14 protein-coding genes are annotated in these 13534 nt (G+C 67.1%); 1 reads left to right on the forward strand and 13 read right to left on the reverse strand.

From position 1 onward, the window contains the following. Window positions 1-7: 7 nt before the first annotated feature. From dxs to OU800_RS03655, 12 genes are all read right to left on the reverse strand, one after another. The gene (dxs, locus tag OU800_RS03600; RefSeq protein WP_268181234.1) at window positions 8-1903 is read right to left on the reverse strand and encodes a 1-deoxy-D-xylulose-5-phosphate synthase; all 1896 of its coding nucleotides are present in this window, start codon (window positions 1901-1903) and stop codon (window positions 8-10) included. Window positions 1904-1985: 82 nt separating this feature from the next. Then, on the reverse strand, window positions 1986-2936 hold the full coding sequence (locus tag OU800_RS03605) for an alpha/beta fold hydrolase (protein ID WP_268181236.1): 951 nt from the start codon (window positions 2934-2936) through the stop codon (window positions 1986-1988). A 10-nt stretch (window positions 2937-2946) separates the two neighbouring features. Beyond that, entirely contained in the window at window positions 2947-6057 is a 3111-nt protein-coding gene (locus tag OU800_RS03610; protein WP_268181238.1) for a carboxyl transferase domain-containing protein, read from the reverse strand. A 125-nt stretch (window positions 6058-6182) separates the two neighbouring features. Then, window positions 6183-6491 carry a DUF2388 domain-containing protein gene (locus OU800_RS03615; protein WP_268181240.1) on the reverse strand — a complete coding sequence of 103 codons (309 nt, stop codon included), beginning with the start codon at window positions 6489-6491 and terminating at the stop codon, window positions 6183-6185. A 7-nt stretch (window positions 6492-6498) separates the two neighbouring features. Beyond that, window positions 6499-7386, reverse strand: a complete 888-nt coding sequence (locus OU800_RS03620) for a polyprenyl synthetase family protein (protein ID WP_268181241.1) — start codon at window positions 7384-7386, stop codon at window positions 6499-6501. After that, window positions 7383-7622, reverse strand: coding sequence for an exodeoxyribonuclease VII small subunit (locus OU800_RS03625; protein ID WP_268181242.1), 240 nt, complete (start codon window positions 7620-7622; stop codon window positions 7383-7385). Before OU800_RS03625 ends, OU800_RS03620 begins: the two co-directional genes overlap by 4 nt. A gap of 122 nt (window positions 7623-7744) precedes the next feature. Further along, window positions 7745-8512 carry a sulfite exporter TauE/SafE family protein gene (locus OU800_RS03630; protein WP_268181244.1) on the reverse strand — a complete coding sequence of 256 codons (768 nt, stop codon included), beginning with the start codon at window positions 8510-8512 and terminating at the stop codon, window positions 7745-7747. 69 nt (window positions 8513-8581) lie between these two features. Beyond that, the gene (locus OU800_RS03635) at window positions 8582-9106 is read right to left on the reverse strand and encodes a cytochrome C (RefSeq protein WP_268181246.1); all 525 of its coding nucleotides are present in this window, start codon (window positions 9104-9106) and stop codon (window positions 8582-8584) included. Window positions 9107-9121: 15 nt separating this feature from the next. Beyond that, entirely contained in the window at window positions 9122-9643 is a 522-nt protein-coding gene (locus tag OU800_RS03640; RefSeq protein ID WP_268181248.1) for a methylamine dehydrogenase light chain, read from the reverse strand. Window positions 9644-9659: 16 nt separating this feature from the next. Further along, on the reverse strand, window positions 9660-10271 hold the full coding sequence (gene mauD, locus OU800_RS03645; protein ID WP_268181250.1) for a methylamine dehydrogenase accessory protein MauD: 612 nt from the start codon (window positions 10269-10271) through the stop codon (window positions 9660-9662). Between the two features lie 3 nt (window positions 10272-10274). Further along, window positions 10275-10814, reverse strand: a complete 540-nt coding sequence (locus OU800_RS03650) for a MauE/DoxX family redox-associated membrane protein (protein ID WP_268181252.1) — start codon at window positions 10812-10814, stop codon at window positions 10275-10277. Between the two features lie 12 nt (window positions 10815-10826). Beyond that, window positions 10827-11975: an amine dehydrogenase large subunit gene (locus OU800_RS03655; protein WP_268181253.1), complete on the reverse strand. Its 1149-nt coding sequence runs from the start codon at window positions 11973-11975 to the stop codon at window positions 10827-10829. Between the two features lie 351 nt (window positions 11976-12326). On the opposite strand from OU800_RS03655, the gene OU800_RS24165 reads away from it, so the two are divergent. After that, the gene (locus OU800_RS24165) at window positions 12327-12443 is read left to right on the forward strand and encodes a hypothetical protein (RefSeq protein WP_442964735.1); all 117 of its coding nucleotides are present in this window, start codon (window positions 12327-12329) and stop codon (window positions 12441-12443) included. A gap of 41 nt (window positions 12444-12484) precedes the next feature. Here OU800_RS24165 and OU800_RS03665 read toward each other — a convergent pair whose 3' ends face one another. Beyond that, window positions 12485-13465 carry an SDR family oxidoreductase gene (locus OU800_RS03665; protein ID WP_268181255.1) on the reverse strand — a complete coding sequence of 327 codons (981 nt, stop codon included), beginning with the start codon at window positions 13463-13465 and terminating at the stop codon, window positions 12485-12487. Window positions 13466-13534: the final 69 nt, after the last annotated feature.

Below are 13534 nucleotides of genomic sequence, written 5' to 3' on the forward strand. Positions count from 1 at the left end.
CGTCAGGTCAGGGCTGGAGCTGTTTCAGGCGCTCGCGTACCGCACGTTCGATACCGGCTTCGTCGAGGCCGCATTCGGCAAGCATCTGGCTCGGCTTGGCGTGCTCGACGTAGTAGTCCGGCAGGCCGAGGTGCAGCAGCGGTACCTGGCGGTTCTCGGCGGCGAAGAATTCGCCAACCGCACTGCCGGCGCCACCCATGATGCTGTTTTCTTCGAGGGTCACCAGCAGCGCGTGGTTGCCTGCCAGTTCGCGCAGCAGGGCTTCGTCCAGGGGTTTGACGAAGCGCATGTCGACCACCGTGGCATCCAGGGTTTCCCCGACGCGCAGGGCTTCGGCCAGTTGCACGCCGAAGGCCAGCAGGGCGACGCCCTGGCCCTGGCGGCGTACTACGGCCTTGCCGATCTGCAGCGGCTCCAGGCCGGCATCGAGCGGCGCGTTGGGGCCAGTGCCGCGTGGGTAGCGCACCGCCGCCGGGCCCTCGAACAGGTGGCCGGTGGTGAGCATGCGGCGCAGCTCGTTCTCGTCGCTCGGGGTCATCACCAGCATGCCGGGGATGCAGCGCAGGTAGGAGAGGTCGAAGCTGCCGGCATGGGTAGGGCCGTCTTCGCCGACCAGGCCGGCGCGGTCGATGGCGAACAGCACATCGAGGTGCTGCACGGCCACGTCGTGGATCAACTGGTCATAGGCGCGCTGAAGGAAGGTGGAGTAGATCGCCACCACCGGCTTGGCGCCTTCGCAGGCCATACCGGCGGCCAGGGTCACGGCGTGCTGCTCGGCAATCGCCACGTCGAAGTAGCGATCAGGGAAGCGCTCGGCGAAGGCCACCAGGTCGGAGCCTTCCTTCATCGCCGGGGTGATGCCCACCAGGCGCGCGTCCTGCTCGGCCATGTCGCACAGCCACTGGCCGAACACGTTGGAGTATTTCGGGCCGCTTGGCTTCTTCGGGGCGGCGACCGGGGTCACCGGTTCCAGCTTGGTGATGGCGTGGTAGCCGATGGGGTCGGCCTCGGCCGGGGCGAAGCCCTTGCCCTTCTTGGTCACCACATGGAGGAACTGCGGGCCGTCCAGGTCGCGCATATTGCGCAGGGTAGCCAGCAGGGTGGGCAGGTCGTGGCCGTCGATGGGGCCGACATAGTTCCAGCCCAGTTCCTCGAACAGGGTGCCGGGTACCAGCATGCCTTTGGCATGTTCCTCGACCTTGCGCGCGATTTCCCAGGCGCCGGGCAGGCGCGAGAGGATCTTCTTGCTGCCCTCGCGCATGCTGGCGTAGGTGCGGCTGGAGATGATCTTGGCCAGGTAGTTGGACAGGCCGCCGACATTCTTGGAGATCGACATGTCGTTGTCGTTGAGGATCACCAGCATGTTGGCGCCGACGTCGGTGGCGTGGTTCAGCGCCTCGAAGGCCATGCCGGCGGTCAGTGCGCCGTCGCCGATCACCGCCACGCTCTTGCGCTTCTCGCCTTTCAGTCGGGCGGCGATGGCCATGCCCAGGGCGGCGCTGATGCTGGTGCTGGAATGGCCGACGCCGAAGGTGTCGTACTCGCTCTCGCTGCGGCGCGGGAAGGCGGCCAGGCCATCCTTCTGGCGCAGGGTGCCCATGCGCTCGCGACGGCCGGTGAGGATCTTGTGCGGGTAGGCCTGGTGGCCGACGTCCCACACCAGACGGTCATCGGGGGTGTCGAAGACGTAGTGCAGGGCGATGGTCAGCTCGATCACGCCGAGGCCGGCACCGAAGTGCCCGCCGCTCTGGCCCACGCTGTAGAGCAGGTATTGGCGCAGTTCGTCGGCGAGGGTTTCCAGGTCCGCTTCGGCCAGGCGGCGCAGTTCGTCCGGCGTGTTGGCGCTGTCGAGCAGCGGCGTCAACGGGCGCTCGCGGGGGATCTCGTGGAAAGTGGTCGGCATCAGGCGAATCGTTATAGGCGTAAAAGATGCGGCAGTTTACCTGATGCCAGGAAAACAGCCCAATCTGCTGACCACATCGCCGTTATTGGTAGTTTCGCGCCAGGAAGTCCAGCAGCAGGGCGCTGACCCGCCCGCCGCATTCGCCCTGCAGCCAGTGGCCGGCGCCGAGCAGGTCGTGGCGTTCCAGGTGCGGCACCTTGTCGCTCATGCGTTGCAGGGTCGGCGCCTCTAAGCGGCCTACCGGGTCATTCTCGCCGAGCAAAAACAGCGTCGGCTGCATCACCTTAAGCCCGGCCAGGTGCTCGGTGCGCTGCCAGTTGCGCTCGAAGTTGCGGTACCAGTTCAGCGCGCCGCGAAAGCCGTGGCGCTCGAAGGTGCGTAGGTAGTGGGCAAACATCGCCTCATTGCACCAGGGCGGCAGGGGCAGGTCCTCCGGCATGCCGTCGAACAGCCGCGCATCGGCCGGTTTGTCCGTTGCCAGCAGGGCATCGCCGAGGCCGCCAAGCAGCAGGCGCAGGCTGCGGCCGATGTCTTCGTCCAGTTCGGCCTCGGCCAGCCCCGCTTGCTGGAAGTAGAGGATGTAGTGGAAGCGCCCGGCATAGGCCTCGCGCATCATCTCGATGGCCGGGCGTTTCGGTCGGCCGCCGAAGGGCACCGACAGCGCACCGAGTGCCCTGATCCGCTCGGGCTCCAGCAGCGCCAGGTGCCAGGCCACCGGCGCGCCCCAGTCGTGGCCGACCACCGCTGCCTCGCGCTGACCTAGTATGTCCATCGCCGCCTGGATATCGCCGCACAGGGTGAGCAGGTCATAGGCCGCCGGATCGGCCGGCGCGCTGCTGGCGCCGTAGCCGCGCATTTCCGGGGTGAACACCCGATAGCCGGCGGCGGCCAGCGCCTCGATCTGCGGATGCCAGGCGTACCAGCATTCGGGAAAGCCATGCAGCAGCCACACCGGCTTGCCGTGCTCGGGGCCGGTGCTGTACAGGCTGAGTTCGATGCCATTGACGGCGAGCAGGCGGTGATCGATATGCATGGAGATGTCCTTACCAGGTGTCGATGAAGGGCCGTTTCTTGCCGTCGTGTCGCGGCGGGCGCGGCGCCGCATTGAGGCCGCGCAGCAGCCAGGCGCGGCTGTCGGCCGGGTCGATCACGGCGTCGATCTCAAGATAGCTGGCCATGTTCAGCGCCTTGCCGTTGTCGTAGGCCTTGGCCACCAGCTTGTCGAACAGCGCCTGGCGCGCGGCCTCGTCCGGCTGGGCCGCCAGTTCCTTGGCGAAGCCCAGACGTACCGCACCTTCCAGGCCCATGGCGCCGAACTCGCCACTGGGCCAGGCGGCGGTGAACAGCGGCGAATGGAAGCTGCCGGCGGCCATGGCCTGGGCGCCGAGGCCGTAGCCCTTGCGCAGCACCAGGGTGAAGAAGGGCACCGTGAGGCTGGCGGCGGTGACGAACAGGCGCGAGACGTGGCGCACCGTGGCCTGCTGCTCGGCTTGCGGGCCGACCATGAAACCGGGGGTGTCGCACAGCGAGACGATGGGCAGGTCATGGGCCTCGCACAGTTGCAGGAAGCGCGCGGCCTTGTCGCCGGCCACGGCATCGATGGCGCCGCCCAGGTGTGCGGGGTTATTGGCGATCAGGCCGAAGGGCTTGCCCTCGATGCGGATCAACGCGGTGATCAGACCGGGTGCGAACTGACGGCGCAGCTCCAGCACGCTGCCGCTGTCGGCCAGCAGCTCGATCACCTTGCGGATGTCGTACACGCGCAGGCGGTTTTCCGGGATCACATGGCGCAACTCGCGGGGATCGCTGCACTGCCAGTCGCTGAGAGGGCCCTGGAAATAGCCCAGGTACTGCTTGGCCACGGCGACCGCTGCGGCTTCGTCCTCCACCAGCACGTCGATCACCCCGTTGGGGCCCTGCACGGTGGTCGGGCCGACCTGCTCGGGGATGAAACTGCCGAGACCGCCGCCTTCGATCATCGCCGGGCCGGCCATACCGATGCTGGCGTTACGAGTGGCGATGATCACGTCGCAGCAGCCGAGCAGCGCGGCGTTACCGGCGAAGCAGCGGCCGGAAACCACGCCCACCGTCGGCACCAGGCCGGAAAGCTTGGCCATGGCGACGAAGGTGTGGCAGTCCAGCCCGGCCACGCCGACGAAGTCGGTATCCCCCGGCCGCCCGCCGCCGCCTTCGGCGAACAGCACCACCGGCAGACGCCATTGTTCGGCCAGGGCCAGCATGCGGTCGGTCTTCTTGTGGTTCATCACGCCCTGAGTGCCGGCGAATACCGTGTAGTCGTAGGCGATGGCCATGCAGCGCGCCGCCTCGCTGCCGAAACTCGCGGCGTTCACCGTGCCGATACCGGCGACCAGGCCATCGGCCGGGCTCAGCTCCAGCAGTTCCTCGGGCGAGCGTCGACGACGCTGGGCGGCCAGGGCCATGGCGCCGTATTCGATAAAGCTGCCCTTATCGAGCAGGTCCGCGAGGTTCTCGCGCACGGTGCGCTGGCCGGTCTTGCGCCTTTTCGCCACGGCTTCGGGACGGCGTGCATCGGTCAGGCGTGCCTGGCGCTCCAGCACTTCGGCCAGATCGGCGCGGATATGCGCCAGGTCCAGCGCCTGCTCGCAATGCTCGGCGAGGCCATCCACCTCGGCCACCGCCAGGCTGACCAGCACGCCAGCGCTGGGCGCATTCAGCGCCAAAGTGCCGGGCGGGGCGTCGAGGCTGGCTCTGGCGTTTTGCGCAGATGTGTCGCCGGCGAAGTAACGGTGCGGGTGGGCCTGTTCGCGAGGGGCCAGCAACTCGCCCAGATGACGTTCGACATAGGTGGTGTCGACCTGATTGGCGATCACCGACTCGTGCTGCAGCAGGTTCTGCAGCAGGTGCAGGTTGCTCGCCACGCCGTCGATACGGAACTCGCACAGCCCCCGATAGGCGCGGCGCAGGGCGCTGGGGTAGTCGCTGGCGCTGGCGATCAGTTTGGCGATCAGCGAATCGTAGGCCGGACTGACGACGTAGCCGGCATAGCCGCAGCCATCCACACGCAGGCCCGGGCCGGAGGGCGGCTGGTAGGCGCCGAGCACGCCGCTGGCCGGGCGCGCGCTGCCATCGGCGAGCAGGCTTTCCAGATTCAGACGCAGCTGCACGGCATAGCCGTTCGGCGTGGGCGGTGTTCGCAGGCCCAGCTCAGCCAGGCTTTTGCCGGCGGCCAGGTGCAGTTGCGTGTGCAGCAGGTCGACGCCAGTGACCTGTTCGGTGACGGTGTGCTCCACCTGCACGCGTGGGTTGGCTTCCATGAAGTAGAAGCGCCCCGGCTGGTCGAGGTCGAGGAGGAACTCGAAGGTGCCGATGCCGCGATACTGCACCTCGGCCGCCAGGCGCAGGGCGCTGGCGATGATGGCCTCGCGGGTGGCCGCATCCAGCTCGGGGCTGGGCGCGATCTCCACCAGCTTCTGGTGGCGACGCTGCAGGCTGCAGTCGCGTTCCCACAGATGGCTGACTGCGCCGCTGCCGTCGCCGAGCACCTGCACTTCGATATGCCGGGCGCGGCGCACGCGCTTCTCCACATACAGCGCGCCGCTGCCGAAGGCGCCCTGAGCCTCGGAGGCGCAGCGGGCGAAGGCCTCGGCCAGTTGCGCGGCACCCTCCACCGCACGCATGCCGCGCCCGCCGCCGCCGGCCAGGGCCTTGAGCATCACGCTGCCGTGCTCGGCAAGAAAGTCCGCGGCCTGCTCCGGCGTCACTGCCTGGTTGATGCCGGGCACCAGTGGTACGTCGCAGCGCTCGGCCAGGTCGCGGGCGGCGGCCTTGTCGCCGAACAGTTGCAGCGTCTCGGGCGTCGGGCCGACGAAGGTCAGCCCGGCGGCCTGGCAGCGGCGGGCGAACTCGGCGTTCTCGGCGAGAAAACCGTAGCCGGGGTGGATGGCCGTGCAGCCCTGTTCACGGGCGATGCCAATGAGCTGATCCATATCCAGATAGGCCGCGACACCGCGGCCGACCAGCGCCACGGCCAGGTCGGCCTTGCGCGTGTGCAGGCAGGCGCTGTCGTCCTCGGCGTACACCGCGACGCTGCGGATACCGAGTTCGGCGCAGGCCTGGGCGATGCGAATGGAGATCTCGCCACGGTTGGCGATCAGCAGGGCGGGAAAGGGCATGGCGGCTCCAGGCGTCTTGTCGTTATGGAGCCCATCTTAGGTGGCTGGTGGCCGGGGTAAAGCAAGCCTCATATGGCGATCATGCCGACATAGATGGCAATGATGGGGCGAGACGCCGAGCAGGCTCAGCGCAGCGAGGCGATGGCCAGTGCGACCTGCATGTCGCTGCTATCTGCATCCGCATGGTCGTGGCGGTACTGCCGCAGCGCGCTTTCCAGCCGTGCGCCGCGAATGTCGCCGGCCGAGGCGATGTAGGCCAGGGCATCGTCACGGGCGCTCTGGTAGGGGCGCAGCGAATTGCTGGTGGAGGCGGTAATGCCGGCAGTGGCGAGGCTGCTGCCCAGGGTGAAGTGGTCGCTGGCGTTACCTTGCCCGTCCATGCCCCACACCTGGCCGGCTGTCAGCAGGACGAGCAGTGCAAGGGCGCGTTGCATGCGCCCCTCAGTTACGCCGTTCGACGATATAGCGCGCCAGCTCGCGCAGTGGCTCGGCGCTGTCGCCGAACAGGCGCACGGCGTGCAGGGCCTGGTCGCGCAGCTCCAGGGCATAGTCCTTGGCCGCTTCGAGGCCGAGCAGGGCCGGGTAGGTGGGTTTGTCGTGGGCTTCGTCCTTGCCCTGGGTCTTGCCCAGGGTGGCGGTGTCGCTCTCCACGTCGAGAATATCGTCCTGCACCTGGAAGGCCAGGCCGATGGCGCGGGCGTAATTCAGCAGAGCCTTGAGGCTGATGTCGTCGGCCTGACCGCTGGCCAGGGCGCCGAGCAGCACGCTGGCTTCGATCAGCGCGCCGGTCTTGTGCCGGTGCATGGTTTCCAGCGCCGTGCGGTCGAGCTTCTGGCCCACCGATCCTAGGTCGATGGCCTGGCCGCCGACCATGCCTGCCGGCCCGGCGGCGCGGCCCAGAGCGGCGAGCATCTGCAAGCGCACTTCGGCGTCCTGGGGGTTGCGCTGTTCGTCGGCGAGCACCTCGAAGGCCAGGCTCTGCAGACCATCGCCGGCAAGAATGGCGGTGGCTTCGTCGAAGGCCTTGTGGGTGGTGGGTTGGCCGCGACGCAGGTCGTCATCGTCCATCGCTGGCAGGTCGTCGTGCACCAGTGAATAGGCGTGAATCAGCTCCACTGCGCAGGCGGCGCCATTGGCTCGCTCGGGGTCGCCGCCCAGCGCTTCGCAGGCGGCATAGGCCAGCAGTGGGCGCACGCGCTTGCCACCGTTCATCACGCTGTAGCGCATGGCCTGGTAGAGGCGTTCGAGTTCCGCGCGTGGTGGCTGGAACAGGCTGTCGAGCGCGGCATCGACCCGCGCCTGGCAGCGCGCCTGGTAGGCCTTGATCATGCCTGCTCGTCCGCGTCGAAGGGGGCCGGCTGCAGCTCGCCGTCGCGCTCCAGCAGGATCTGCACCTTCTGCTCGGCCTGAGCCAGGGCGGCCTGGCACTCGCGGGTCAGGCCGATGCCTTGCTCGAAGGCGGTCAGCGAGTCCTCCAGCGACAGCTCGCCGCTTTCCAGGCGCTCGACCAGTGCCTGAAGCTCGGCGAGAGAATGTTCGAAGTCGGGGGCTTTCTTGCGGGCCATGGCGGCGGGTCTCGGGCAACTTGGAAACCGCGCGACACTAGCAGAGGCGCGCCATGCGGGCAAATCAACGGGCGACAGCGCGCACCAACGAGATCGCCGTGTTTCGGTGCGCACGGCGCACCCTACGGCAGATAGGTGCTCCAGAAGTAATACAGCGTCATGCCGCTGCCGACCAGGATGACGAAGGCGCGCAGCAGCGCCGGCGGCAGTTTCTCGCCCAGCGCGCCGCCGGCGTAGCCGCCGAGCGTGGCGCCAGTGAGCAGGATGGCCAGTTCGTACCAGCTAACGCGGCCGGCGATGACGAAGGTCAGGGTGGCGATGCTGTAGATCACCGCCGAAATCAGGTTCTTCAGCGCATTGGCGCGGGCCAGCGGGTGGCCTTCGATGGAGAAGGCGGCCAGTTGCAGAATGCCCATGCCGGCGCCGAAGTAACCGCCGTAGATCGACACGCCGATATGCGCGCCCAGCGACAGCGGCGTGTGCGGCGGATGCGCCGCCTCCTTGCGCCGCGCCGCCAACCAGCGACCCAGCCAGGGGCTGGCGGCGAACAGCGCGGTGGCGGCCAGTAGCAGCCAGGGAATCAGTACGCGAAACACGTCGTCGCCGCCTGCCAGCAGCAACAGGCCGCCGAGCAGGCCACCGGCCAGGCCGGCCAGCAGCAGCGGAATCAGGTAGCGGCCCAGCGGGCGTAACGAGGCGCGTGCGGCCCAGGCACCGGCCAGGCTGGCCGGCCACAGGGCCACGGCGTTGGTGGCATTGGCGGTCACCGGCGGCAGGCCCGCCGCGAGCAGGGCGGGGAAGGAGAAGAAGGTGCCGCCGCCGGCCAGGGCATTCATGCCGCCAGCGGCGAAACCGGCGAGGGCCAACAGCAGCAGGTCGAACAGAGTCATCGGGCAGGCTCGCACAAAAAGAGTGCAGCATAAGACCTGGCGTTTCGCTCAGCCAGCCCGGGCAGTGGCTCAGGGCGTGCCGTTCATGCCATCTTCGATGGCGATGCCCAACGCGCGCATCTGCTCGATCAGGTGCGCGCGGGTATCCGGCAGGTTGAGCATGCTCACCTTGCGCAGCCGCGCCACCTCGTCGGCGCTGTACGGCTGGTAGTGCGCCGGCATGCTCTTGCCGGCCATGCCGTCCTCGCGCAACAGCCAGTTGAGCAGGTCGGCCAGTTGCGCATCGTTGAGCGCCGATTGCGACATGCCGGGTACGCGCACGAGGAATTCACGCCCGCCCTCGACCTTGAGGAAGTTGCCGACGAAGTCCTTCATCTTCGGCGTGTCGTTGACCTTCGAGCCCGTGCCGTCACCGAGGTGGCAGCCGGCGCATTGCAACTGGTAGTTGACCGGTGTGCTGTAGCCGGCCTGAGCAATGGGCGTCTGTGGTGCCTCGTTGCCCGGCGCATGCTTCTGGTTGGGATCGGGGATGGCCCGCGCCAGCGCCAGTGGGGCGAGCAGGGCGCTGGCCAGTGCGATGATGAGCGCGCGCATGCGGGGCCTCTCCACTCAGATCGCGACGCCGCGAATGACGGCGATGGTGCAGTTGTAGATGTTCGACTTGGCCGCCAGGCACCAGTTGATGTCGTTGTTGTTGAAGGGGCGGTACAGCGGTTCCTCGCTGTCGTTGCGGGTGCAGGCGCACTGGGTGCAACTGTGCTTACCGCAGCAGTCGTTGTAGGAAATGATGTAGTCCTTTCCGTCACCCGGGTTGCGGCAGGTGCCGATCCAGCTCACCTGCGACACCTCGGTGCCCGGCGGGCAGGAGGTCACGCTGCCGCCGCAGCAGGAGCAGAGGAAGCCGTCGATGGAGCAGTAGCGCCAGTAGTCGCAACTGTTGGGATCACCCGGATCACCGGCTTTCGGTGCCTCGGCGGCCAGGGCCTTGCTGGTACGGTCGATGGGCAGCAGCACGGGCAGGGCGGCACCGGCCACCATCAGCGAGCCGAGGCGACCGAGGAAGTTACGCCGCGAAGTGGTGTCGGCCACATGGCGCGTGGAGCGTTCGAACAGGCGGTCTAGCAATTTCATGTCAGGGCTCCCAGGCTCAGTGTTGGTGCGCGCCGTGGGCGTGCTGGCTGTTGTGCAGGTACTGTTGCAGGGTGGCGCTGCCCAGATGCTCGGTCTCGAACAGGCTGTCGAGGTGTTCGCGGGAGTTCACCAGGCCCTTGGCGCGCAGCACGCCGGTATTGTCGATCAGGGCGGCGTAGGGCAGCTTGCCGATCTGGTAGGTCATGCCCACCTCCGGGCCGACCACGTAGGTGGCGTCTTCCAGCCTGTGTTCGGCAATCAGCGCCTTCTGCGCGTCCATGTCGCCGTCGCTGACGTAGACCACGTCGAGACGATGGGCCTGTTCCTTGGCGATGGACTTGATGGCTGGCAGCAGCGACTTGCAGATCGGGCAGGTGGGCGAGAGGAAGAACAGCAACTGGGCTTTCTCGCCAGCGTAGCCGAAGTTCACCGGGCGGCCGCTACGGTCGGCAGCGGTCACTTGCGGGGCGGGCTCGTTGACGGCCACGCCCTTGTCCACCATCAGCGCGCCGGCAGGCGCCAGACGGCCATGTAGAACGCCGATCTGACGCACCAGGCCCATGACAGCGAAGGACAGCGCGATCAGCAGGCACCACAACAGGATGTTAGAAACGATCAGAGCTTCCATGATTCACCTTCCGAGGAGTTTGAGCAGACGGGGGCTGTTGGCCAGCAGGCCATCAGCGGCGGCATAGATGAGCAGGGCCACGGCACTGGCGGCGATGACGACGAAAGCGTCGAACAGGCCCAGGTCGCGGCTCAGTGGGGCGAGGCTGGCGACCAGGGCCAGGCTCACCAGAACGGCGTTGCGTGCCAACAGCAGCGGGCGGATCGGCTGATCCTGCAGCGGCCCGGCGCAACCGCAATCGATATCGCGGCGGCCGCGCCAGAGGTTGATGGCGATGGCCAGCGCGTAACCGGCGAGCAGGGCGGCCGCGCCGAGTGCCGCCAGGTGGCGGGCGGCTGGCAGCAGCAGGGTGAAGGCCAGCAGCGCTTCGAGCCAGGGCAGCGTGCGGGCCACCGGGCGCACCAGCGCCTGTGGCAGTAGCTGGTAGTTTTCCAACTGGCTGGCGAAGCGGGCCGGCGCTCGCAACTTGTGGGTCGCGGCGCTGGCCAGGATCACCGCGACCGCGAGTGCGGCGGCGATGACGAAGATCGGATCAGGTTGCATGGCTGCACCTCGTCAGTGGCTGAGGACGTAAATCGAGGTCTTGGCGATCTTTTCCACGGTACCGCTGTGCTTGCCGCTGGTGAGGTCGAAGACTTCCAGGCCACCGGTGACGTTGGCGCCGAGCAGTAGCGGCTTGTCGTCGCTGGTGGCGCGCAGGCTCCAGACCGGGGCGGGGGCCTCTAGGGTGCCGATGCGCTTGTGCGTCTTGAGATCGAAGACCCAGATGACCGGGCTTGGGTCTTCCCACTTCATCGACTCATGGTTGTCGTGCATCAGCGCATAGAGACGATTGAGCTTCGGCGACACGGCGACGAACTGCCAGCCGCCGGGCGCCCAGCCGGCTTTCTTGTCGGCGGCGTCGCTCACCAGTTCCCAGGCCGGGATGATCTTCGGCTGCTCGCCGGAGAAGTCCACGGCGCGCACGGTGCCGGTGGTGCTGACGAAGTAGTAGGTGTCGCCCACGGCATAGGCACGTTCCACCAGCTTCTCGGCATTGGGATCGAAGAACGCGGTGTGGCTGCGGGCGGTTTCCTGGCCTGCATCGTCGAGGGTCACCACCTGCAGGTTGCCGTCGCCGCACAGCGAGGCGAAGCGACGCTTGCCCACCGGGTAGTTGAGCACGCAGCCGGGAATGGCGATCTCGCTGACCACTTTCCTGGCCTGGGTGTCGACCACGGTGACCGAGGTGGACGGGGTGAAGTTGTAGATGTAGACGAAGCGGTCGTCCGCGCTGGTGCCAAGGGCGTGGGGCTCCGGCAGCATCACGGCGCGTTTGCTGGGGATCACCACTTCCCAGTCGGGCGACAGGGTGCTGGTGTTCCAGGCGGTGAGCACATCGGTGCGGGTGCCACGCACGCCACGCGAGTAGTAGAGGTCGGCGGTGTACAGGTACTTGCCGTCACGGCCGAGGGTCGAGGGCGCGGCGAAACCGGTGCTGATCATGCCGAGCATGCGCTTGCTCTCGGGGTCGACCACGGTGATACGGCCGGTCACCAGGTTCTCGAACTCGGCATCGACGATATAGGCGCGGTGCGGCGAGGGCGGGAAGGGCAGGGTTTCCTGACCGATGCTGTCATTGGGCAGCTCGGCATGAGCGCCGAGCCCCAGCAGGGACAGGCCCAGCACCAGGGCGCTGCGTCTGATGAGCCGAGGTGTGCGCATGGGGTTCTCCTTGTTGTCAGGCGTGCGGGGCAGCGCCGCAGGAGCCGTATAGGGGCGGGCCGGATGGCGAGTGAGCATGCGGGCGTTCTCCAGGGCGATGCTTCGGGATGGGCATGAGCACGATCCTAAAAACGCAGCGCGGTGGCTTGTAAGCGCCTGCAAGAAACTTGTATCTGCCTGCCAGCCTGCATTCCCGGGCGGCACGCGCTGCGGGCGCTGGGGCGATCTGCCAGGCAGCCCGGTGATGGCTTCTACTGAAGAGGCTTAGCACATGATTCTGAGCGACGCCTCCAGGCCAAGCCGCCGCTGTGGCGGCGCTTGATCTGGCGTGCGGATATCAGGATCGCCTGCGTGCTGGCGCTGAGCGCCGTCTGGCTAAAGCGCTTGTTCATGAGCGCGGCGGGGCTGGGGATTCCTGCTGCCGTTTCGCGTCGAAACGGCAGCAGGCTCTGGGTCGGTAAGCGGTAAAGGGCATGCATTACCGAGCCTCATGAACCGGCTTCAAAACACTAGGATGCGGCGACCCCGTGTGCTGTTGCGATACGACGTGCGAACTGTTCGTAATCGGTGGCGGGCCGGGGCAGAACCTTTGCCAGGTCATCGAGGTTGCCCGCAGGAAGCCCGTGCACGTCGTAGTACTTCATCATCTGCACGTAGGTCTCCTGGGCATCGGATGGCCAACTGCGGAACCCGCGAGCATTCGGTGCCGAACGCACTCCTCGAATGATGTTGGGAAGGGAACGCAGCCTGGTCGAGATCAGTGAACGTACTATTGCAGCGCCGAAGGTTCCGACGGCTGAGAGCGGTTGCGTCAACGCCTGCGGTGGCAGTCGGATGGCCGTCATGGGGTGGCCGAGCACCCGGCTCCAGATACGCGCCATGTCATGGCGCGTGAGCTCCACGGTAGACAGGTCGTAGGTCTTGCCGATATGGCCCTCTGGGTTGGTCAACACATTGGCTGCCGCCTCCGCGATGTCGTCGGAGTCCACCACGCCCATTCGGCTTTCCGGCGAGGTGGGATATGGCAGTAGCCCGGCGCCGAAGAAATCCCAGAAGTCCAGCACGTTCTGCATGTAGTGCGAGGGACGAAGAATTGTCACCGGCAGGCCCGACTCTTTCAGCAGCCCCTCGACCAGCAGTTTCTGGCGGTGATGGGGGAGTTCGGCGATATCGGGGTGTATGACCGAGTGGAAGACGATGTGATCCAACTGTTCGGCTCGGGCTGCCGTGATCAGCCGCTTGGCCACGGGGAGTTCGTCGATGAGCTGGGTCGGGGCGGCGTGATAGATCTTGCGCGCTCCGCGCAGGGCTGCCTCGAGGTCGCCAGGTTGTCGGAGGTCTCCGATCGCGATCTCGGTGGCGCCGTCAGCTTTCGCTCGCCGCGCTTGTTCCTCGTTCTTGACGAAAGCCCGCACCGCCAGTCCGTTGGCGACGAGCTTGCGAACCAGTGGCCGTCCGACACCGCCTGCTGCGCTGGTAACGAGAATCATGGCGTGCTCCCAATATTTTAGTTATCTATGTGATCGAGGCTTGCGTTCATCGGGTCTTTACGTTCGGCT

It is taken from the genome of Pseudomonas sp. GOM7 (assembly GCF_026723825.1).
Classification (GTDB): domain Bacteria; phylum Pseudomonadota; class Gammaproteobacteria; order Pseudomonadales; family Pseudomonadaceae; genus Aquipseudomonas.

What these genes read in the sequence shown, in the direction of transcription:
- dxs (WP_268181234.1), bottom strand. Translation starts at nt 1,903, where the DNA reads ATGCCGACCACTTTCCACGAGATCCCCCGCGAGCGCCCGTTGACGCCG.
- OU800_RS03605 (WP_268181236.1), bottom strand. Translation starts at nt 2,936, where the DNA reads ATGCATATCGATCACCGCCTGCTCGCCGTCAATGGCATCGAACTCAGC.
- OU800_RS03610 (WP_268181238.1), bottom strand. Translation starts at nt 6,057, where the DNA reads ATGCCCTTTCCCGCCCTGCTGATCGCCAACCGTGGCGAGATCTCCATT.
- OU800_RS03615 (WP_268181240.1), bottom strand. Translation starts at nt 6,491, where the DNA reads ATGCAACGCGCCCTTGCACTGCTCGTCCTGCTGACAGCCGGCCAGGTG.
- OU800_RS03620 (WP_268181241.1), bottom strand. Translation starts at nt 7,386, where the DNA reads ATGATCAAGGCCTACCAGGCGCGCTGCCAGGCGCGGGTCGATGCCGCG.
- OU800_RS03625 (WP_268181242.1), bottom strand. Translation starts at nt 7,622, where the DNA reads ATGGCCCGCAAGAAAGCCCCCGACTTCGAACATTCTCTCGCCGAGCTT.
- OU800_RS03630 (WP_268181244.1), bottom strand. Translation starts at nt 8,512, where the DNA reads ATGACTCTGTTCGACCTGCTGCTGTTGGCCCTCGCCGGTTTCGCCGCT.
- OU800_RS03635 (WP_268181246.1), bottom strand. Translation starts at nt 9,106, where the DNA reads ATGCGCGCGCTCATCATCGCACTGGCCAGCGCCCTGCTCGCCCCACTG.
- OU800_RS03640 (WP_268181248.1), bottom strand. Translation starts at nt 9,643, where the DNA reads ATGAAATTGCTAGACCGCCTGTTCGAACGCTCCACGCGCCATGTGGCC.
- mauD (WP_268181250.1), bottom strand. Translation starts at nt 10,271, where the DNA reads ATGGAAGCTCTGATCGTTTCTAACATCCTGTTGTGGTGCCTGCTGATC.
- OU800_RS03650 (WP_268181252.1), bottom strand. Translation starts at nt 10,814, where the DNA reads ATGCAACCTGATCCGATCTTCGTCATCGCCGCCGCACTCGCGGTCGCG.
- OU800_RS03655 (WP_268181253.1), bottom strand. Translation starts at nt 11,975, where the DNA reads ATGCGCACACCTCGGCTCATCAGACGCAGCGCCCTGGTGCTGGGCCTG.
- OU800_RS03665 (WP_268181255.1), bottom strand. Translation starts at nt 13,465, where the DNA reads ATGATTCTCGTTACCAGCGCAGCAGGCGGTGTCGGACGGCCACTGGTT.